Genomic DNA, 20,162 nt, shown 5'->3' on the forward strand with positions numbered 1-20,162 from the left:
TCTCTTACCAGAAATCGGGCAGGCTGTAGCGATAGGTGTTGGTCCGGTGCCAGTCGTGGTTGCCGTCGACCCACGCGGCCACGCCCCGCAGGAAGCGCTGCACGTCCGGGACGGGGCAGGCGGCGGCCAGGGCCGTGGCTTCGGTCTCGAAGTCGTGCATGAGGTCGTTGTGGACCTCCACCGACTTCAGATAGGCGTCCCGGTCGGAGAGGCCCTCGCGTTCGGCGATCACGACGGGCAGGTTCAGGTGCCGCCCGGGTGCGTCGAGCTCCTTGGTGTAGGAGTAGAGGTCGTTCACGATGGTCGTCGCGTTGCCCGCGAGCGCGATGACCTTCTGCATGGCGGGCTGCGCGTGCAGGTCCGCCGGCAGTTCGTAGCCACCGACGGTGTCGGTGATGGTGGGGCAGGGGCGGAAGTTGTTGAACTGGCGCATCGCCAGGTACTCCCACACCTCGGGGACGCGGTCGAGCTGGGCCCAGGCGGCCTCGGCGAGATACCCCATGTGCAGCCGGGCCATGTCGTGCCGGTACCGGTCGGCCTGGGAGGCGCTGGCCATCTCGCCGAAGTACGCCATGGCGGAGCGGTAGGCCCGCCGGGGCGCGTCCGAGTGGAGCGACTTCTCCCACTGCGGCTGGTACTCCCGCGTCGTGTACAGGGGGTCGAGTGCGGTGTGCGCGAGGAGCAGGCGTTCGCCGAGCCCGTCGGGGGAGCCGCCGTGGTCCTCGCAGTAGCAGTCGTCCACCGCGTTCTCGGCGACCATCAGGCGGGTGGCGATCATCAGATGGTCGATGGTGGGGGCGTCCGGATGGCAACCGACCATGTAGCGCCCCACGGAGAAGCCGTCGAACTCCTCCTCCCAGTCGTCCGGGTACAGGCTGACCTCGTCCAGCGCCCAGGACTTGATCCTGCGGCTGACCTCCTCGACCCGCACCGGGTCGGGTTCCGGCACCGGGTGGTGGTAGAGGCCGGGGATCGGCGTCCCCTCACTCGAAGCCGCGGGCGCCGGTGCGGGTTCCGGCTCCGCGAGCGCAGGCGGCTCCTGGCGCGGAATCAACCGCAGGCCCGCCGTGCCCAGGCCGGTGGGCCCCCGCAGGACCTGTTCCCGTTCGGCGTCCGGTACCGGCGGCTCGGCCGCCGGCACCTCGGTCACCGGCGCGTCGGGCGCGGGCAGGGCGCTGAGGGAAGGCGGGCCGGGCAACGAGAGCGGCACAGGGTCGGGCGCGGCGGTCGTGCGGGGTGGGCCGCCGGTCGCGGCCGTGATGTCGCAGGCGCGGGCTGCGGCGTCCGCGAGGACGTGCGCGGCGAAGTCGGCGGCAGCCTCCGGCAGGCCCGACTGCGACGGTGGCGGCTCAGGCGCGGGCATCGATGGCTCCTTGGTGGGGTGGGCGACTGGTCCCGAGGCGGCCTTCCGGGCGGACGCGAGGGGCCCCGGCGGACCGGGACGCCGTCGCGACCTGCCGGACAGGCCCGGCCGCTAGCTGGGCCAGCGGGCGATCTGCACGTTCTCCAGCACGCCGACCGCGTCCGGCACGAGGATGGCGGCGGAGTAGTAGGTGCTGACGAGGTAGGAGGTGATCGCCTGCTCGTTGAGGCCCATGAAGCGGACCGACAGGCCGGGTTCGTACTCCTCGGGGAGGCCGGTCTGGTGCAGACCGATGACGCCCTGGTTCTCCTCGCCCGTACGCATGCAGAGGATCGAGCTGGTCTTCTCCTGGGTGATGGGGATCTTGTTGCAGGGCAGGATCGGTACGCCCCGCCAGGCCGGGACCTGCTGGCCGCCGAGGTCGACGTGGTCCGGATAGAGCCCGCGCGCGTTGAACTCGCGCCCGATGGCCGCGATCGTCTTGGGGTGCGCCAGGAAGAACTTGGAACCGCGGCGCCGGCAGAGCAGTTCGTCCAGGTCATCCGGGGACGGCGGCCCCGCGTGCGTCTGGAAGCGCTGCTTGAAGTCCGCGTTGTGCAGGAGGCCGAACTCCCGGTTGTTGACCAGCTCGTGTTCCTGGCGCTCACGCAACGCCTCGATGGTGAGCCGGAGTTGTTCCTTGGTCTGGTTCATCGGGCCGTTGTAGAGGTCGGCGACCCTCGTGTGGATCCGCAGGATGGTCTGCGCGACCGAGAGTTCGTACTCGCGCGGCTTCTCCTCGTAGTCGACGAAGGCGCCGGGCAGCTCCTGCTCGCCCGTGTGACCGGCCGACATCGCGATCTCCGCCTCGCCCCGGTGGTTCTGCCGGCGCTCCGAGCGGGACTTGTACTCCTCGATGTGGTCGCGCAGGTTCGGCGCCGAGGACAGCACGGACGCGAAGTCGGCGCGGGACAGCGTGAGGAGGGTGCCGGATGTCTCGGCGGTCGCGGTCTGCTCCCACTGGGCGTCCTCGTCCAGCAGGGCGTCGTCCCCGAAGCGGTCGCCGTCGGCGAGTACGTCCAGGGTGACCTCGTCGCCGTAACTGCCCACGGTGTGCTGGCCGACGCGGCCGTGGGCGATCAGGTGCAGCCGGTCCGCGGGCGTGCCGCGCTCGACCAGCGTCTCGCCGGCCCGGAACTCGCGCTGGACGCACCGGTCGGCGAGGGCGGTGAGCACGTCGACGTCGTCGAAGCCTTGCAGTGGGGCCAGTTCACCGAGTTCGCGCGGGATCACCCGGACGTCGGCGCCGTCCTGGATGAACTCCACACGCCCGTCGCCGACGGTGAAGGTCAGCCGGCGGTTGACCCGGTAGACCCCGCCCTTGGTCTCGACCCAGGGGAGCATCCGCAGCAGCCAGCGGGAGGTGATCTCCTGCATCTGCGGGGCGGACTTGGTCGTGGAGGCGAGATTGCGGGCGGCCGTGGTGCCCAGGCTCTTCTGCTGGGGCGGTACCGACGGAGCTTCCTGTGTCGAGTCAACGGTCATCTGGAGCGCTCTCCTTGGTCAGGGCAGGGACGCGCCGATAAGGGCGCCATCGGGCAAGCAGGAGGAAAGGGGGGCAGAGGAACGGGAATCCGTCCAGATCCAGAGGAACACTAAGGGCCGCTCCACCCCTGGGACCAAGGAAAGAGGCGGACATTAACTCGATACGATGACCGCGCCCGCACGATGTTTGCCCGGGTACCGGCGGGATTCAGCCCCGATTTCCGGAGCGCCGAGACGGGTGCCGAACCGGCCCGTGACGCCCGCAGGCAGGGCATGCCCGTCGCATGTGCCGCTGTCGGTCTCACCGTCCGCCGTCCGAATCGCGACAGTGCCCGGTCCGGCGGGGCATGGCTGCGGTCACACTGCGCTCAGCCGCTGTCCCGGGGTCACGGAGCGACAGGGCGTGCCGAGTTGAGAGGAACGACCGGTCATGGCCGACAACCAGCAGGACGCGCCGCCCGGTACCCGCTGGGAGCGGGCCGTCGTCGTCGGCGGCGGATACGCGGGGCTCGTGACCGCACGCGTCCTGGCCGATCACTTCGCCGAGGTCCTCGTCCTTGAGCACGACCCGGTGGGCCCTGACACCGGTGTGCACCCCCACGTCCCGCAGGGCTACCACGCGCACGCGCTGCTCGCCCGGGGCGGTGAGGCCCTGGAGGTCCTCTTTCCGGGGCTGCGGGCCGAACTCGCCGGGCTGGGCGCGCCCGTCTTCGACTACGGAGAGCGGATCAGCTTCCTGCTGCCGACCGGTTACGCCCCGGCCGACCCGGTCGGCGTCCCCGTCCAGACCTTCACCCGCGACGAACTCGAACGGCGCCTGCGGCACAGGGTGTCGAGGCTCCCGGCGGTCCGGGTGCTCGCCGCGACCCGCTGCGAGACGGTGACGGCGAGCGCCCCCGGCCGCCTCGACCGGGTCCGCTACCGCGCCCACGAAGCCGACGAGTCCGGCGAGGTCACCGCCGATCTCGTCGTCGACGCCTCGGGCCGCGCCACGGACGTCGACCGGTGGCTCGCCGACGCGCGCCTTCCGGTGTCCGCCAAGACCGTCATCAAGGCGAAGATCACCTACACCTCCGCGTGCTACGAACGCCCGGACGGGGACCAGCAGGAGTTCGACGTGGCGTACCAGATGGCCTTCGCGCCCGACGTGCCGCGCGGCGGGGTGGTGCTCGCCGTGGAGCACCACCGCTGGATGTGCTCGCTGTTCGGCGTCGACCGGCACGTGCCGCCCACCGACGACGAGGGCTACCTCGACTTCGCCCACACGCTCGGCAACCCCCGCCTCGCCGAACAGATCAAGCGCGGCACCCGGCAGGGTGAGATCCACCGCTACACCAACCCCGGCAACGAGTGGCGCCTGCACCACAAGAACGCCCGCTGGCCCGAACGGCTGGTCGCGGTCGGCGACTCGCTCTGCGTGTTCAACCCCGTGTACGGACAAGGGCTCACGGTCGCCGCGCTAGAGGCGGAGCTGCTCGGCCGTCTGCTGCGCCGCCGCCGGGCCGGGGCGGCGGGGCTCGACGGCCTCAGCCGCGACTACCAGCGTGCCGCGGCCCGGGTGATCCAGGTCCCGTGGACGCTGGCCACCAGCTCGGACCTCATGTGGACGCCCACCGGCCAGCCGCTGCCCGCGCGCTTCGCCCACTGGTACAACCAGCACGTGTTCGCGCTCGCCGTGCACGACCCGGACATCTGGGCGCGGTTCGTGCGCGTGCTGAACATGACGGCTCCGCCCTCGCTGCTGTTCCGTCCCGCGGTGCTCGGCAAGGTGGCGCGGCGGGCGCTCGGGCGCAGGTCCGGCTGAGAGCCCGCGCCGGAGGCGTCACCGCACCCCGTGCGGCCGGAACTGGATGCTGACGCGTCCGCCGGCGGCCCGGGCCGACTTGGGGATCGCGTGTTCCCAGGTGCGCTGGCAGGAGCCGCCCATCACGATCAGATCGCCGTGCCCGAGCGGGCGCCGGACGGTCCCGCCGCCGCGGCGCGGCCGGAGCAGCAGATCGCGGGGTGCGCCCACGGAGAGGATGGCGACCATCGTGTTCTCGCGGGCACCCCGGCCGATGCGGTCGCCGTGCCAGGCGACGCTGTCGCGCCCGTCGCGGTAGTGGCACAGGCCCGCCGTCGTGAAGGGTTCGCCGAGCTCGTCGGCGTAGTGCGCGGAGAGGGCGCGGCGCGCCTCGTCGAGAACGGCGTGGGGGAGTGGTTCACCGGCGCCGTAGAAGGCGAGCAGGCGCGGCACGTCCACGACCCTTTCGTACATCTGCCGGCGTTCGGCCTTCCAGGGGACCTCCGTGACCAGTTGTTCGAACAGCAGGTCGGCGCCCCGCAGCCAGCCCGGCAGGAGGTCGATCCATGCCCCGTCCCCGAGAACGGTCCTGCGGATCGCGGTGAGCGGGCCGAGGCGTACGTCGTCGGCCTGGTCGAAGAGCGAGCCCTGGAGCTGGTGCGTGGACATGCGGCCAGTGTACGCGCGAATCGAACACGTGCGCTAATTCGAACGCGACGGCATGGTCCCGCACACGAAAACGCCCGCCCGGAGGCGACGGCGGAGAGAGGTATCCGGGCCGTCGGCACCGGGCGGGCGCCGCTCGATACGACCGATCGGGTCAGTGGGCCCGCTTCCCCGTGAACAGGCGGTAGAGGAACAGAACGATCACGGAGCCGACGATGGCGGCGATCCAGGTCGACAGGTGGAAGAACCCGTTGATCGAGTGGACTCCGAAGATCACCTTGCCCAGCCAACCGCCGAGCAGCCCGCCCACGATGCCGATGAGCATCGTCACCAGGCAGCCTCCCGGGTCCTTGCCCGGGGTGAGGGCCTTGGCGATGGCGCCCGCGATGAGGCCGATCAGGATCCAGGCGATGATGCCCACGAGAACGTTCCTTTCCCTTGTGTGCACGACGGCATGGAAGTCGCCGTCCGACTCGATAACGGATGTCCCGGCCCGGGCGTCTCACACAGGACCAAGGTCACGGGACAAGGGACGAAAGTCGGTTTTTCCCACGGAGCCGCCGGTGAAGCAGGCCCCGTAGTCACATGGTCACCCGAACCCTCCGGCCGCGCGCGTCGGGCGGCGGGCGCTTATGGTGGCCGAGCGGCATACCGGAGACATCCATGACGTCAGCCAAGAAGCCACACCTCGATCTGGAACAGAGCCTGCTCCTGACCGGCGTGGGCTGCTTCGACTGGGATCTGCGGAGCGGGGACCTCAGCCTCGGAGCGGGCGCGCTCGCGCTGCTCGATCTGCGCCCCGGCGAGTTCGACGGCCTGGTCGGCTCGCTCCAGGGACGGCTGCCCCCCGAGGAGGCCGCCCGCATCAACTCCGCGGTCAGGGAAGCCATCGCCACGGGCGCCGACGCCTACGGCGTGTACTTCCGGGTCCGCCGGCGCGACGGTTCCCTGCGCCTGGGCCACGCCCGCGGACGCGTCCTGCGCGACGACGACGGGCGGGCCGAGCGCGTCGTCGGAATCCTGCGGTCGGCAGCGAACGACGGCACGGAACTCGCGGCCATCGACCCCAGGGAGGAGCGCCGCCAGGGCATCGCCCTGATGGTGCAGGGCACCACGGAGGCACTCTCGCGGGCGGTCACCGTCGACGACGTCGTGGCCGTGCTGTCCGGCGCGAGCGGCCTCGACCGGTTCGCCGCCGACGGCCTTGTCCTCGGCCTCGTCGAGGGGGAGAACCTGAAGCTGATCGCCCTGGTGGGCCAGTCGATGCAGGCTCTCGACGAACTCAAGCTCTACAAGGTCGACGAATCGCTGCCGCTCGCCGAGGCCGTGCTGACCCGCCGGCCCCGCTTCGTGGGCTCGCTGCCCCATCTCGCGCGGCGCTTCACCCGCCTGCGGCCCTACATCGAGAGCATGAAGCTCGACTCGGCGGCGTTCCTGCCGCTGGTCGCGCAGGACCGCGCCATCGGCGGGCTCGCCCTCTTCTACCGCGGCCGCAGGGAGTTCAGCGAGGCGGACCGCAATCTGTGCATCGGCCTCTCCGGGATCGTCGCCCAGTCGCTGCAGCGCGCCATGCTGTTCGACGAGGAACGCGACCTCGCCAAGAGCCTGCAGGCCACCATGTTGCCGCGCGGGATCCCCCACGTCGCGGACACCGAGCTCGCCGTGCGCTACCACGCGGCCTGGGGCGGCCGGGACGTCGGAGGCGACTTCTACGACGTGATCTCCCTGCCCCGCGGGCGCATCGGCGTGGTCGTCGGTGACGTGCAGGGACACGACACCCATGCCGCGGCCATCATGGGGCAGCTGCGCATCGCCCTGCGGGCCTTCGCCGGTGAGGGGCACCCGCCCGCGACGGTGCTCTCCCGTGCCTCCCGCTTCCTGGCCGAGCTCGACACCGAGCGCTTCGCCACCTGCACCTACGCCCAGTTCGACCCGGCCACGGGCGTCGTGCGGGCGGTACGGGCCGGTCATCTGCCGCCCCTCGTGCGCCATGTGGACGGCAGGGTGGGCGTGCCCCGGGTGCGTGGCGGGCTGCCGCTGGGACTGGCCACGGAGTTCGGCATGGAGGACTACCCCGAGGTGCGGCTCGACCTCGTACCGGGCGAGACCATGGTGCTGTGCACGGACGGGCTCGTGGAGGACGCCGGGCTCGACCTCGACACGGGGATGCGGAACCTCGCCGAGGTGCTCGGCGAGGGACCGGAGGCGGCGGAGGACCTGGCGGACCACCTCTCGCGAGCGCTCTGGGAGAGGTGGGGCACCGGTGACGACGTGGCGCTCCTGGTGCTGCGCCGCCGCCCCGACCCCGGAACCCCCCAGGAACCGCGCATCCACCGCTACGTCCATCAGGCCGACCCCGAAGGGCTCGCCGACGCACGCGCGGCACTGCGGGAGCACCTCGCGGCCTGGGAGATGGGCGAGGTCGCCGACGACGTCGAGCTGGCGGCGGGCGAACTCCTCGTCAACGCCCTGGTCCACACCGAGGGAGGCGCGATCCTCACGCTGGAGGTGCTCAGCGGCCCGCCGCGCCGGGTCCGCCTCTGGGTGAAGGACCGCTCCAGCGACCGCCCCCGCAGGAGGTCGCCGGGAGAGACCGCCACGTCCGGCCGCGGGATGCTCCTGGTGGAGGCGGTGGCCACCGGGTGGGGCGTCGAGCCCCGCGGCGAGGGCAAGGCCGTCTGGTGCGACTTCGACGTACCGGAGAACTGAACCGACGACGACGTACCGGAGAACTGAACCGACGGCCGCCGCCCCGAAGGGCGGCGGCCGTCGGTCAGGGGACCGTGAGCGGTGTCAGGCCTTGTCCTGCATGCTGCTCCGCGCGGGATTGGCCTGCTGGGCGGCCTTGGGGTCCTTCTCGTTCGCCTTGGCGCGCACGCCCTGCTCGATGCGCTCACCGATGGACTTGTCGATGTTCGACCAGTACTCGAAGGCACGGACGAGCACGGGCTCGGTCACGCCGTTGAGCAGGTGGCCGACCACGTTGTCCACGAGGCGGTCCCGCTCGGCGTCGTTGAGGACCTCGCGCACCATGGTGCCCGGCTGCCCCCAGTCGTCGTCCTCGGCGTGGTCGACGTAGGCGGCGCGGGTGATGTCCCCGTCGGCGTACCAGCTGGGCGGGTTGCCGAAGCGTTCCGTGTCGGCCGCGGGGCCGCCCTTGGAGTTCGGGGCGTAGACCGGATCCGTGGTCTTGTTGTACGCCATGGCCCCGTCCTTGGAGTACGTGTTCACCGGCACGACGGGGGCGTTGACCGGCAGCTGCTGGTAGTTGCCGCCGATCCGGTGACGGTGCGCGTCGGCGTAGGAGAACAGCCGCGCGAGGAGCATGCGGTCGGGGCTGGGACCGATGCCCGGGACCAGGTTGTTGGGCTGGAACGCCGCCTGTTCGATCTCGGCGTGGTTGTCCGTGGGGTTGCGGTCCAGCGTCATCCTGCCGACCTCGGTCAGCGGGTAGTCGCCGTGCGGCCACACCTTGGTCAGGTCGAACGGGTTGAAGCGGTAGGTGGCCGCGTCCTCGTACGGCATGATCTGCACGTACAGGGTCCAGCTGGGGTAGTCGCCGTCCCGGATGTGTTCGAAGAGATCCCGGGTGTGGTAGTCCGTGTCGGCCGCGGCCATCTGGTCGCCCTCGTGCTGTGTGAAGCACTCGACGCCCTGGTCGGTCTTGAAGTGGTACTTGACCCAGAACCGCTCGCCCTGCGCGTTGATCCACATGTAGGTGTGCGACGTGTAGCCGTTCATGTGGCGCCAGGTGCGCGGGATGCCGCGGTCGCCCATCAGCCAGGTGACCTGGTGGGCCGACTCGGGCGAGAGGGTCCAGAAGTCCCACTGCATGTCGTGGTCGCGGAGGTTGTTGTCCGCCCGGCGTTTCTGGGACCGGATGAAGTGCTGGAACTTCATCGGGTCCTTGACGAAGAAGACCGGGGTGTTGTTCCCGACCATGTCGTAGTTGCCCTGGCTGGTGTAGAACTTCACCGCGAATCCGCGCGGGTCGCGCCAGGTGTCCGGGCTCCCGCGCTCGCCCGCGACGGTGGAGAACCGGGCCACGAGGTCGGTCCGGGTGCCCGGCTGGAAGACCGCGGCCTTCGTGTACGCGCTGACGTCCGCGGTGACCTCGAAGTGGCCGAAGGCACCGCTGCCCTTGGCGTGCGGCTGCCGTTCGGGGATCCGCTCCCGGTTGAACTGCGCCATCTGTTCGATCAGATAGGAGTCCTGGAGGAGGATCGGGCCACCGGCGCCAACGGTGAGCGAGTGTTCGTCGCTCTCCACCGGAACGCCGGCATCGGTGGTGGTGGCCTTACCTGTGGCGTCGTTCATGGGCTGCGTATGCCTTTCCTGCGGCGGTGTCTGGCCTTGGCGTTAAGTCCATATTGCGGCTTTTCTGGCGGTGCGGCGATTCGCCGACACGGGCGGATCCCGTCGGACAGCCCTCGAGTGCCCGGCTTCTCGCCGGCAATACCTGGTGCGCACATCTGTTTCCGGCACACACCGGCGGGAGGGCGTCTCTCTCCGGCGAGGGCAGCCGACGGCAACCGGTCAGTGACCGCCGGGGCTGGTGATGTTCTCGCGGATCTTGGCGATGGCGAAGCCCCAGCCCTGCTGCACGGTCGGCTTGGCCGGCACGGCGATCTCCTCGGGGTTGGTGAGGACGTCCAGGAGCACCGGCCCCGGCGTGGCGAAGGCCCGGGTGACCGCCTCGGCGAGGTCCTCGGCCCGGCTCACCCGGATACCGGTGATGCCGAGAGCGCCGGCGACGGCGGCGAAGTCCGGGTTGTCGAGCTCGGTGCCGAACTCCGGCAGGCCCGCTTCCTCCTGCTCCAGCTTCACCATCCCGAGCCGCTGGTTGTCGAAGACGACGAGCTTGACCGGCAACTGGCGGCTGCGGATGGTCATGAGGTCGCCGAGGAGCATGCCGAGACCGCCGTCGCCGCAGAAGGCGACGACCTGCCGGTCGGGGTCGAGGAGCTGCGCGCCGATCGCCTGCGGCATCGCGTTGGCCATCGAGCCGAGGTTGTACGAACCGAGCAGGCGCCGCGAGCCGCGCATCTCGACGAAGCGCGAGAGCCACACGGGGGCCATGCCGGTGTCCGAGGTGAAGACGGCGTCGTCCGCCGCCGCGGCGTCCACCGCGGCGGCCAGCGCCTCCGGACGCACCAGGTGGTCCCGGTTGTCGAAGGCGGACCGCACCTTGCCGATGAGGCCGCGGTCGTGCCCCGGGGCGGCAAGGCGCTGCTGCCCCTCCTGCCACTTGGTGAACTTTTCGCGCGCCCCGTCCAGGTGCCCGCGGTCCGTGCGCTGCTCAAGGCGCTGCAGAAGACCCCGCACGGTGGGACCGACATCGGCGGCGAGGGCCACGTCCACCGGCACGCGCCGGCCGATGTGCTCGGCGACCCGGTCGATCTGGACGACCTTCTTGCCCTGCGGGTACCACTCCCGGTACGGGAAGTCGGTGCCGAGCAGCAGCAGCGTGTCGGCGTGGTCCATCGCGTGGGCGGCGGCCGGATTGCCGATCAGGCCCGTCTGGCCGACCTGATAGGGGTTGTCGCCCTCGAAGCCCTCCTTCGCCTTCAGGGTGATCACCATGGGCGAGGCAAGGCGTTCCGCGAGGGCGAGGACGTCCTCGCGGGCGCCGCGCGCTCCCCGGCCCACCAGCATGGTGACCTTGCCGCCGTCGGCGAGGGCGGCGGCCGCGCCGTCGAGCACCGGATCGTCGGGCCGGTTGGCGGACTCCGCCACGGAGAGCCGGGCCGGCCGGTCGTTCGGCAGCTCCTTGTCGCCGATGTCGCCGGGCACGGTCAGTACGGCCACACCGCGGCGCCCGATCGCGCTGCGCACGGCGATCTCCAGGAGGCCGGGCAGCTGCTCCGGAGAGGTGACGGTGGCGCGGAAGACGGCGACGTCGCGGAAGAGAAGGTCGTTGTCGACCTCCTGGAAGTAGTCGGTGCCCACCTCCGCGAGGGGCACCTGACCGGCGATGGCGAGCACCGGGGTGCCGCTCTTGGCCGCGTCGTACAGGCCGTTGAGCAGGTGCACGGAGCCGGGCCCCACGGTGCCCATGCAGACCCCGAGGGTGTCGGTGAGCTGCGACTGGGCGCCTGCGGCGAAGGCCGCGGCCTCCTCGTGCCGACAGCCCACCCACTCGACGGAACCGTTCTCACGGATGGCGTCGGTGAAGGGGTTGAGAGCGTCTCCCACCACGCCGAAGACATGGCGCACCCCGAGTTCTTCCAGAGCGTCGGTGACGACGCGGGCAACAGTGCGTGACATGGATGTTCCTCTCACAGATCACAGATCACAGATCGCAGATCAGGGTCGAACGGGCGACGGCCGCACGCGCGGGCGGGCCGTCAGGGAGCAAAGGAGTCGGGGTCGGCCGCCCGCCAGTCGGCGGCCCAGCCCGCGGGCCCGCCCGTGAGCAGTTCGCCGGGGGCGAGCCACTCGTACAGCTCGGCGTAGGAGCGGAACCGGCCGTGGTCCTCGCGGCGGCGCAGCAGATGGGGGCCGAGCCCGGCGGGGTCGCGCACGCCCATGGCGGCCATGATGCGCAGCGCGCTCTGGACGGTGGCCTGCTGGTAGCGCGTGACGCGCGCGGACTTGTCCACCACGTCCAGGGCGCGGGCGCGGTGCGGGTCCTGTGTGGTGACACCGGTCGGACAGCGGTTGGTGTGGCAGCGCTGGGCCTGGATGCAGCCGACGGCGAACATCATGGCGCGGGCCGCGTTGGTGTAGTCGGCGCCCATCGCGAGCCGCTTGACGATGTCGGAGCCCGTCGCCACCTTGCCGCTCGCGCCGATGCGGATGCGGTCCCGCAGCCCCGCCCCCGTCAGCGCGCTGTGCACGGCGATCAGACCCTCGGTGAGCGGCATGCCGAGGTGGTCGGCGAACTCCAGCGGGGCCGCGCCCGTGCCGCCCTCCGCACCGTCCACGACGATGAAGTCGGGCGTGACGCCCTCCGCCACCATGGCCTTGCACACGGCGAGGAACTGCGTCCGGGACCCCGGGCACAGCTTGAAGCCCACCGGTTTGCCACCGGTCAGCTCCCGCATCCGGGCGAGGAACAGGACCAGTTCGCGCGGGGTGGAGAAGACGCGGTGGTACGGGGGAGAGACGACGGTCTGCCCCTGCGGCACGCCGCGTACGGAGGCGATCTCGGCGTTGACCTTGCCGCCGGGCAGAACACCGCCGATCCCCGGCTTCGCGCCCTGCGACAGCTTGAGCGACACGCAGCGGACGGCGGGGTGGGCGGCCTTCTCGGCGAACTTCTTCTCGTCGAAGCCGCCGTCGCGGGTGCGGCACCCGAAGTAGCCGGTGCCGATCTCCCAGACGAGGTCGCCGCCGGGGCGCAGGTGGTACTCCGACAGGCCGCCCTCGCCGGTGTCGTGGGCGAAACCGCCGCGCGCCGCCCCCGTGTTCAGGGCCAGGACCGCGTTGGCGGAGAGCGAGCCGAAACTCATCGCCGACACATTGAGGAGCGCCATGTCGTACGGCTCGGCGCAGTCGGGCCCGCCGATCCGGACGCGGGGCGCCTCGTCGGGCACCTCCACCGGCGCCATGGACGGCACGAGGAGCTCGTAGCCGCGCTGGTCCATGTCGCGCTCGCTGCCGAACGGCTCCTCGGCGGAGACGCCCTTGGCCCGCTCGTAGACGATGCTGCGGGTGTCGCGGTCGAACGGCCTGCCGTCGTAGTTGCGCTCCACGAAGTACTGCTGCAGCTCCGGGCGCAGTGCCTCCATGAGGAAGCGCAGATGGCCCAGGACGGGGTAGTTCCGCAGCACCGAGTGCCGCCGCTGGACGAGGTCGTACACCCCGGTCAGCGCCACGGCCACGAAGGGGGCGGCGGCGAACCACCACCACGGGGAGACCAGCAGCGCCAGGAGCACACCTCCCGCCGCACAGGCCGTCAGGAGGGCCACCATTGCGAAACGCGTCATGATCCTCATTTGACCCGAAATCGGCATGTCACACGTGTCCCGGCCGACCTGTCGTTACGCCGTCCGGTGCGGGGGCGCGGTCCCGCCGGGCGTCACGTCCGGTCGCCGGCCCGCTCCAGGCACGCGTCCACGATCTTCTGGTCGAGCGCGGCCCGCACGAGCGCGGCGGCCAGCACACTGGGCCGTTCGTCGGTCAGCCGCAGCAGCCCGGACGCGGTTCGCGGCAGACCGAGGCGCTCCGCCCCTTGCAGCACCTTGGCGTCGAGGCGCGGCCGGTACTCGGGCCAGACGTCCTGCACCTCGCGCAGGAAGATGTCCACGCCGGTGGGCCCGAGCCCCGGCACCCGCCGCAGCATCCGTTTCAGGTTGGCCTCGTCACCGTCGGCCTCCTCCCGGACCCGGCGCAGGTCGCCGTGCCATTCCTCGGCCACCAGCCGGGCGCCGTCGCCGAGCTGGGTCGCGGTCCGTTCGTCGTAGCGCCGGTAGCCGCCGCGTCCCAGGGCGTCGACGCGCTGCTGCCAGGTGGCGTCGGCCATCTGCCGGGGCCCGCGCATCCCGGCGTCGTACAGGGCGCGGGCACTCGCCACCGCGACGGACGCGCGGATGCGGGCGCTCAGCAGGGAGGACAGGACGAGGGTGCGGTAGAGCGGCTGGGGGGTGTCGGCCAGCCGGATGCCCGCCTCCGCGGCGTACGTCCGTCCCGAGGTCCTGAGCAGTTCTCGCAGCACAGCCTGCTGGCCGGCCATGGCGCCACCTCCTGGGCGTCGTTGCGGCGGTACCGGGTCCCTGTACCCGGCGACGGCTCCTTGACGACAGTCCACTCGCCTACGACTACGACGCTGTGCGCGTCGGGGGCCGCGACAGCACGAGCAGGCTGTGCGGCGCCACGGTGACCTCGCCGTCGGCCTTGTGTTCTGTCTCGTCCGAGAGACCCTGCGGGTCCGTGGTGTCGAGCCGGGTCTCCCAGCGCTCGCCGTACGTGGCGTCGGGCAGCCGGAAGAGGACCGGGTCCCCGCAGCTGTTCAGCAGGAGCAGGAAGGAGTCGTCCACCACGGGCCTGCCGTGGGCGTCGGGCTCCGCGATGGCGTCGCCGTTGAGGAAGACGCCGACGGCGTGGGCGTCGGGACGCTGCCAGTCCTCGTCCGTCATCTCGTGGGCGTCGGGGCGCAACCACACCAGGTCGGGGAGGGGCGGGCCGTCGTGGGCCGGGGTCTCGCCGCGGAAGAAGCGGCGCCTGCGCAACACCGGGTGGGCGGCGCGCAGTTCGATGGCGCGCCGGGTGAAGCCGATCAGTTCGCGCTGGTCGGCGTCGAGGTCCCAGTCGATCCAGGAGATCTCGTTGTCCTGGCAGTAGGCGTTGTTGTTGCCCTGCTGCGTGCGGCCCAGTTCGTCGCCGTGCGCGAGCATCGGGATGCCCTGCGAGACCATGAGGGTGGCGAGGAAGTTGCGCTGCTGGCGCGCCCGCAGCTCCAGGACCCGGCCGTCCGTGGTGGGGCCCTCCGTCCCGCAGTTCCACGAGCGGTTGGCGTTGTCGCCGTCCTGGTTCCCTTCCGCGTTGGCCTCGTTGTGCTTGTCGTTGTACGACACCAGGTCGCGCAGGGTGAAGCCGTCGTGGGCGGTGACGAAGTTGACGCTGGCCCGCGGGCGGCGGCGGTCGTGCTGGTAGAGGTCGGAGGAGCCGGTGAGGCGGGAGGCGAATTCGGCGAGCGTGTGGTCCCCGCCGCGCCAGAAGTCCCGTACCGCGTCCCGGTACTTGCCGTTCCACTCCGACCACAGGGGCGGGAAGTTGCCGACCTGGTAGCCCCCGTCGCCGACGTCCCACGGCTCGGCGATCAGTTTGACGCGGCCGACCACCGGGTCCTGCTGGACCAGGTCGAAGAAGGCCGAGAGCCGGTCCACGTCGTGGAACTGGCGCGCGAGCGTGGCCGCGAGGTCGAACCGGAATCCGTCGACGTGCATCTCCGTCACCCAGTACCGCAGCGAGTCCATCACCAGCTGCAGGACGTTGGGGTGCCGCATCAGCAGGCTGTTGCCCGTGCCGGTGGTGTCGAAGTAGTGGGCCCGATCGCCTTCCGGCAGGCGGTAGTACGAGGCGTTGTCGATGCCGCGGAAGGCGAGCGTGGGGCCGTTCTCGTTGCCCTCCGCCGTGTGGTTGTAGACCACGTCGAGGATCACTTCGAGGCCGGCCGCGTGCAGGGCCTTGACCATCGACTTGAACTCCGTGACCTGCTCGCCCCGGGTGCCGTGCGCCGCATAGCCGTTGTGCGGGGCGAAGAAGCCGATGGAGGCGTACCCCCAGTAGTTCGAAAGGCCGCGGTCGCGCAGGAAGCCGTCCTGCACGTACTGGTGCACGGGCATCAGCTCGACGGCGGTCACGCCAAGCGACGTCAGGTGCTCGATGACCGCGTCGCTCGCCAGGCCCGCGTACGTGCCCCGCAGCTCCGGGGGCACGCCGGGGTGCCGGCGCGTCAGGCCGCGTACGTGCGCCTCGTAGACGACCGTCTCGGCGTACGGCCTGCGGGGCGGCCGGTCGTCGCCCCAGGCGAAGGCCGGGTCGACGACCACCGAGAGAGGGGTGTGCCCGGCACTGTCGGCCGGTTCGGGCCCGTCCGCCGCGCGTTCGTACAGCGCGGCGTCGTTGTCGATCTGCCCCTCGACGGCTCTGGCGTAGGGGTCGAGGAGCAGTTTGGCGGGGTTGCACCGGTGCCCGGCGGCGGGGTCCCAGGGGCCGTGCACGCGATAGCCGTACCGCTGGCCCGGGCCGACGCCGGGCAGATAACAGTGCCAGACGAAGCCGTCGACCTCGGAGAGGGTGACGTCGTCGTGTGTGCCGTCGTCGTGCAGGAGGACGAGGACGACGCGCTCGGCCACCTCGCTGAACAGGGCGAAGTTCGTGCCGTCGCCGTCGTAGGTGGCGCCCAGAGGGAAAGGGGATCCGGTCCAGCTGCGCACACGACTGCCTTCCTTACGGGTGGGCCGAGTCACGTCTCAGGTGAACCCGCCAGGACTGCCATGCTCTCCTCCCGCGGCACCTCAAGCGACTCGGGGACGCAGGGCACGGGCGTGACGGGGGCCAGCGGGAAGTGGTCGGGCGTCCGGTCGCGGCACGCGAACCAAATGATCTTTCCGACGGCCGCGGGACAGCTGCCCCAGCCGTCGCTCAGCGCGGCGATCTGGGCCAGCGGGCCCTGCGGCGCGTAGTGCGGGACGGGCAGGTCACGGTCCTTGTCCGAGACGGCGGTGATGAGATGGTGGCCCGTCCACCACATCTCGACGGTCGTCTCCTTGTCCGTGCCGTGCTCCTCGACGGCCCGGAGCAGCACCTGGGTGCAGTGACAGACGGGTTCGACGAGGAAGTGCAGGCCCCAGTGCCGCAGATGCGCGGCCACGATGCGACCGACCTGATCGACCTTCTCCGGGCCGACCTCCACGTCGAGGTGGTAGTAGCGGGGTGTTGCCGACTTCATGGTGCGTGGCTCCTCTCGGCGAAGCTCCCGCTCCTCCCGGCCCAGCGGGCCGAGCCCCGAACACGGAACGTGAGCACTCATCGCTCCTGAGTCATTTCAGGGTGGGATCACTACTCCATTCGCGCAACACGAGTGAGCGGGGCCGATTGTTCAAAACCCAACAAGACGCTGCGTGGCCGAGCGTGCACCATGAGTGGAAACCGGTCGGCGCGAGCCGCCCGGACCTCTTCGTGCGGTGCGGTTCCGCGTCGGCCAGACGCACCGGTCGCACGTGCGCAGAACGAGAAGGTGAGCAGCGTGGTGCTGTTGCCTGCCAAGGATGTCGTCGCGCGGCATCTGAGTCAGTACCGGTCGTGGGAACGGCTGTTGTTCGTCCGCCCCGGCGACCGCGCCGTGCGCACGCAGTTCGAGGACAGCGCGTACACGCTGTGCGTGTTGATGGGCGAGTGCACGGCGCGGGTGGCCGCCGAGGCGGCCGAGGAGTACCTGCGTCCGCGCGCCGCCGCACGGCCGCGGCCGGCGCCCGAGCACCTGGGGCAGTAGTCACACACGGCTCCCGCCGGGACCGTGCCCGCCACGAGCGGCGGTGGAGGAGAGACCGATGACCTCAGTTCCGGGAACGAACCCCGTCCCCGTCCGGGACGTCCGGCCGGTCGTCGACGGCGGCCGCCGTCCGGCGAAGGCGGTGCCCGGCGAGACCTTCCTGGTCACGGCGACGGTCTTCGGCGAGGGGCACGGAGCGGTCGGCGCCAACGTGGTGCTGCTCGGCCCCGACGGGCGGTGCGGCCCCTGGGCGCCCATGCGCGAACTGTCCCCGGGCACCGACCGCTGGGGCGCCGAGATCACGCCGGACGCGGAGGGCCACTGGACGTACGCCGTGGAGTCCTGGTCGGACCCGGTGACGGCGTGGCGCCGCTCGGCCGAGGTCAAGGTCCCCGCAGGCATCGACGTCGGACTGGTGCTCGAAGAGGGGGCGTTGCTGTACGACCGGGCCGCGGCCGGGGTGCCGGAAGGGGCGGAGCGGCAGACCCTGCTGACCGCCGCGGACGCGCTCCAGGACGACCTGCGGTCCCCTTCCGAGCGCCTCGACGCCGCCCTGACGTCCCGGGTGGCGGCGGTCCTTTCCCGCTTCCCGCTGCGCGAGCGCGTCACCCGCTCGGACGCTTTTCCGCTCGTGGTCGAGCCGCGCAGGGCGCTGTTCGGCTCCTGGTACGAGTTCTTCCCGCGTTCGGAGGGCGCGATCGTCCGGGAGGGGGCGCCGCCCGTCTCCGGGACGTTCCGTACCGCGGCGGCGCGGCTGCCCGCCATCGCCGCCATGGGTTTCGACGTCGTCTATCTGCCGCCGATCCACCCCATCGGCACCACCTTCCGCAAGGGGCCCGACAACTCCCTGGTGGCGGGCCCGCACGATGTGGGCGTGCCGTGGGCGATCGGCTCGCCCGAGGGCGGTCACGACGCCGTCCACGCGGACCTGGGAACCCTGGAGGACTTCGACGCCTTCGTGGGCGAGGCCGGGCGGCTGGGTCTCGAAGTGGCCCTGGACTTCGCCCTGCAGTGCTCGCCGGACCACCCCTGGGTGGAGAAGCACCCCGAGTGGTTCACCCATCGCGCGGACGGGTCCATCGCGTACGCGGAGAACCCGCCGAAGAAGTACCAGGACATCTACCCGATCGACTTCGACCGCGACCTGCCGGGGCTGGTCGCCGAGTCGGTGCGGCTGCTGCGGTTCTGGATGGGCCACGGGGTCCGCGTGTTCCGCGTCGACAATCCGCACACCAAGCCCGTCGCGTTCTGGGAACTGGTGCTCGCCGACATCCGGGCCACCGACCCCGACGTGCTCTTCCTGGCCGAGGCCTTCACCCGGCCGCCGATCGTGCGAGCACTGGCCGAGGCGGGGTTCCAGCAGTCGTACACGTACTTCACCTGGAAGAACACCAAGCAGGAACTCACCGACTACCTGACGGAGCTCTCCGTCGAGACCGCCCACTTCCTGCGCCCGAACTTCTTCGTGAACACCCCCGACATCCTGTCCGGGTTCCTCCGGACGGGTGGCCGCCCGGCCTTCGAGATCCGGGCGGTCCTCGCCGCCACGCTCGCACCGAACTGGGGCGTGTACGCAGGGTTCGAGCTGTGCGAGAACAGTGCCGTCCGGCCGGAGAGCGAGGAGTACCTGCATTCGGAGAAGTACCAGCTGCGGCCGCGCGACTGGGCGGCGGCCGAGCGCGAGGGGCGCACCATCACACCGCTGATCACCGCGCTGAACCGGATCCGGCGGCAGCATCCCGCCCTGCAGCAGCTCCGGAACCTTCACTTCCACCAGGCCGACAGCGACGCGGTCATCGTCTACAGCAAGCGCGACGGTGACGACACGGTCCTGGTGGTCGTCAATCTGGACCCGCGTCGGGCAAGCGAAGCGACGGTGTCCCTGGACATGCCGCAACTGGGCCTCGACTGGCACGAGACCGTGCCGGTGCGCGACGAGCTCACCGGCGACACCTACCACTGGGGCAGGACCAACTATGTGCGCCTCGACCCGGGCCGCGCGCCCGCGCACGTGCTCGTCCTGCGACCGTCCTCACCACTGAGAGGGTCACCCATACAATGATCGTCAACGAGCCCGTCCAGGACACCTTCGAGGACACACCCACCAAGGACCGGGATCCCGACTGGTTCAAGCGTGCCGTCTTCTACGAGGTCCTCGTCCGCTCCTTCCAGGACAGCAACGGCGACGGCATCGGCGACCTCAAGGGCATCACCGCCAAGCTGGACTATCTGCAATGGCTGGGCGTGGACTGCCTGTGGCTGCCGCCGTTCTTCAAGTCGCCGCTGCGCGACGGCGGTTACGACGTCTCCGACTACACCGCCGTCCTGCCCGAGTTCGGCGACCTCGCCGACTTCGTGGAGTTCGTCGACTCCGCCCACCAGCGCGGCATGCGCGTGATCATCGACTTCGTCATGAACCACACCAGCGACCAGCACCCGTGGTTCCAGGCCTCCCGCACCGACCCCGAAGGCCCCTACGGCGACTACTACGTCTGGGCCGACGACGACAAGCAGTACCGCGACGCCCGCATCATCTTCGTCGACACCGAAGCCTCCAACTGGACCTTCGACCCCGTCCGCAAGCAGTACTTCTGGCACCGCTTCTTCTCCCACCAACCCGACCTCAACTACGAAAACCCCGCCGTCCAAGAGGAGATCATCTCCGCCCTCCGCTTCTGGCTCGACCTGGGAATCGACGGATTCCGCCTCGACGCCGTCCCCTACCTCTTCGCGGAGGAGGGCACCAACTGCGAGAACCTGCCGCAGTCGCATGCTTTCCTCAGGCGGATCCGCTCCATGGTCGACACGCACTACCCCGACACCGTCCTGCTCGCCGAGGCCAATCAGTGGCCCGAGGACGTCGTGGACTACTTCGGTGACTTCCA

At 70.9% G+C, this 20,162-nt stretch carries 15 protein-coding genes; 5 read left to right on the forward strand and 10 right to left on the reverse strand.

Annotated features, from left to right (window positions below):
- Window positions 1-4 precede the first annotated feature (4 nt).
- Complete coding sequence (locus tag ACFVYL_RS34070) at window positions 5-1,363, reverse strand: family 2 encapsulin nanocompartment cargo protein terpene cyclase (RefSeq protein WP_389722886.1); 1,359 nt, start codon at window positions 1,361-1,363, stop codon at window positions 5-7.
- Between the two features lie 111 nt (window positions 1,364-1,474).
- Window positions 1,475-2,887 carry a family 2B encapsulin nanocompartment shell protein gene (locus ACFVYL_RS34075; protein ID WP_389722888.1) on the reverse strand — a complete coding sequence of 471 codons (1,413 nt, stop codon included), beginning with the start codon at window positions 2,885-2,887 and terminating at the stop codon, window positions 1,475-1,477.
- A 430-nt stretch (window positions 2,888-3,317) separates the two neighbouring features.
- On the opposite strand from ACFVYL_RS34075, the gene ACFVYL_RS34080 reads away from it, so the two are divergent.
- Window positions 3,318-4,691 carry an FAD-dependent oxidoreductase gene (locus ACFVYL_RS34080; protein ID WP_389722890.1) on the forward strand — a complete coding sequence of 458 codons (1,374 nt, stop codon included), beginning with the start codon at window positions 3,318-3,320 and terminating at the stop codon, window positions 4,689-4,691.
- Between the two features lie 18 nt (window positions 4,692-4,709).
- Here the strand turns inward: ACFVYL_RS34080 and ACFVYL_RS34085 are convergent, their stop codons facing one another.
- Window positions 4,710-5,339: an alpha-ketoglutarate-dependent dioxygenase AlkB gene (locus tag ACFVYL_RS34085; protein ID WP_389722892.1), complete on the reverse strand. Its 630-nt coding sequence runs from the start codon at window positions 5,337-5,339 to the stop codon at window positions 4,710-4,712.
- Window positions 5,340-5,490: 151 nt separating this feature from the next.
- The gene (locus tag ACFVYL_RS34090) at window positions 5,491-5,757 is read right to left on the reverse strand and encodes a GlsB/YeaQ/YmgE family stress response membrane protein (RefSeq protein ID WP_389722894.1); all 267 of its coding nucleotides are present in this window, start codon (window positions 5,755-5,757) and stop codon (window positions 5,491-5,493) included.
- A gap of 242 nt (window positions 5,758-5,999) precedes the next feature.
- Between ACFVYL_RS34090 and ACFVYL_RS34095 the strand changes: the two genes are divergently transcribed.
- On the forward strand, window positions 6,000-8,045 hold the full coding sequence (locus tag ACFVYL_RS34095) for a SpoIIE family protein phosphatase (protein ID WP_389722896.1): 2,046 nt from the start codon (window positions 6,000-6,002) through the stop codon (window positions 8,043-8,045).
- A gap of 84 nt (window positions 8,046-8,129) precedes the next feature.
- Here ACFVYL_RS34095 and ACFVYL_RS34100 read toward each other — a convergent pair whose 3' ends face one another.
- From ACFVYL_RS34100 to ACFVYL_RS34125, 6 genes are all read right to left on the reverse strand, one after another.
- On the reverse strand, window positions 8,130-9,653 hold the full coding sequence (locus ACFVYL_RS34100; RefSeq protein ID WP_389722898.1) for a catalase: 1,524 nt from the start codon (window positions 9,651-9,653) through the stop codon (window positions 8,130-8,132).
- Between the two features lie 219 nt (window positions 9,654-9,872).
- A complete protein-coding gene (locus ACFVYL_RS34105; RefSeq protein WP_389722900.1) occupies window positions 9,873-11,603 on the reverse strand; it encodes a thiamine pyrophosphate-dependent enzyme in 1,731 nt (576 codons plus the stop codon).
- A gap of 80 nt (window positions 11,604-11,683) precedes the next feature.
- Entirely contained in the window at window positions 11,684-13,267 is a 1,584-nt protein-coding gene (locus tag ACFVYL_RS34110; RefSeq protein ID WP_389722902.1) for an FMN-binding glutamate synthase family protein, read from the reverse strand.
- Window positions 13,268-13,359: 92 nt separating this feature from the next.
- Entirely contained in the window at window positions 13,360-14,013 is a 654-nt protein-coding gene (locus ACFVYL_RS34115) for an endonuclease (protein WP_389722904.1), read from the reverse strand.
- Between the two features lie 85 nt (window positions 14,014-14,098).
- Complete coding sequence (gene glgX / locus ACFVYL_RS34120) at window positions 14,099-16,219, reverse strand: glycogen debranching protein GlgX (protein ID WP_389722906.1); 2,121 nt, start codon at window positions 16,217-16,219, stop codon at window positions 14,099-14,101.
- Between the two features lie 29 nt (window positions 16,220-16,248).
- On the reverse strand, window positions 16,249-16,734 hold the full coding sequence (locus ACFVYL_RS34125) for a pep a2 (RefSeq protein WP_389722908.1): 486 nt from the start codon (window positions 16,732-16,734) through the stop codon (window positions 16,249-16,251).
- A gap of 297 nt (window positions 16,735-17,031) precedes the next feature.
- Between ACFVYL_RS34125 and ACFVYL_RS34130 the strand changes: the two genes are divergently transcribed.
- From ACFVYL_RS34130 to ACFVYL_RS34140, 3 genes are all read left to right on the forward strand, one after another.
- Window positions 17,032-17,277, forward strand: coding sequence for a DUF5133 domain-containing protein (locus ACFVYL_RS34130; protein ID WP_389722910.1), 246 nt, complete (start codon window positions 17,032-17,034; stop codon window positions 17,275-17,277).
- Window positions 17,278-17,335: 58 nt separating this feature from the next.
- Window positions 17,336-19,339, forward strand: a complete 2,004-nt coding sequence (locus tag ACFVYL_RS34135; protein WP_389722912.1) for a maltotransferase domain-containing protein — start codon at window positions 17,336-17,338, stop codon at window positions 19,337-19,339.
- Window positions 19,336-20,162, forward strand: an 827-nt coding sequence (locus ACFVYL_RS34140; protein WP_389722914.1) for an alpha-amylase family glycosyl hydrolase, incomplete at its 3' end; no start/stop codon positions are given. The genes ACFVYL_RS34135 and ACFVYL_RS34140, both read left to right, overlap by 4 nt.

Source organism: Streptomyces sp. NPDC058308 (genome assembly GCF_042880275.1).
Classification (GTDB): Bacteria; Actinomycetota; Actinomycetes; order Streptomycetales; family Streptomycetaceae; genus Streptomyces.

Bases quoted from the DNA above. Each gene is read 5' to 3' on its own strand.
- ACFVYL_RS34110 (WP_389722902.1), bottom strand. From the start codon at position 13,267: ATGACGCGTTTCGCAATGGTGGCCCTCCTGACGGCCTGTGCGGCGGGA.
- ACFVYL_RS34095 (WP_389722896.1), top strand. From the start codon at position 6,000: ATGACGTCAGCCAAGAAGCCACACCTCGATCTGGAACAGAGCCTGCTC.
- ACFVYL_RS34070 (WP_389722886.1), bottom strand. From the start codon at position 1,363: ATGCCCGCGCCTGAGCCGCCACCGTCGCAGTCGGGCCTGCCGGAGGCT.
- ACFVYL_RS34125 (WP_389722908.1), bottom strand. From the start codon at position 16,734: ATGAAGTCGGCAACACCCCGCTACTACCACCTCGACGTGGAGGTCGGC.
- ACFVYL_RS34075 (WP_389722888.1), bottom strand. From the start codon at position 2,887: ATGACCGTTGACTCGACACAGGAAGCTCCGTCGGTACCGCCCCAGCAG.
- ACFVYL_RS34080 (WP_389722890.1), top strand. From the start codon at position 3,318: ATGGCCGACAACCAGCAGGACGCGCCGCCCGGTACCCGCTGGGAGCGG.
- ACFVYL_RS34135 (WP_389722912.1), top strand. From the start codon at position 17,336: ATGACCTCAGTTCCGGGAACGAACCCCGTCCCCGTCCGGGACGTCCGG.
- ACFVYL_RS34115 (WP_389722904.1), bottom strand. From the start codon at position 14,013: ATGGCCGGCCAGCAGGCTGTGCTGCGAGAACTGCTCAGGACCTCGGGA.
- ACFVYL_RS34100 (WP_389722898.1), bottom strand. From the start codon at position 9,653: ATGAACGACGCCACAGGTAAGGCCACCACCACCGATGCCGGCGTTCCG.
- ACFVYL_RS34085 (WP_389722892.1), bottom strand. From the start codon at position 5,339: ATGTCCACGCACCAGCTCCAGGGCTCGCTCTTCGACCAGGCCGACGAC.
- ACFVYL_RS34105 (WP_389722900.1), bottom strand. From the start codon at position 11,603: ATGTCACGCACTGTTGCCCGCGTCGTCACCGACGCTCTGGAAGAACTC.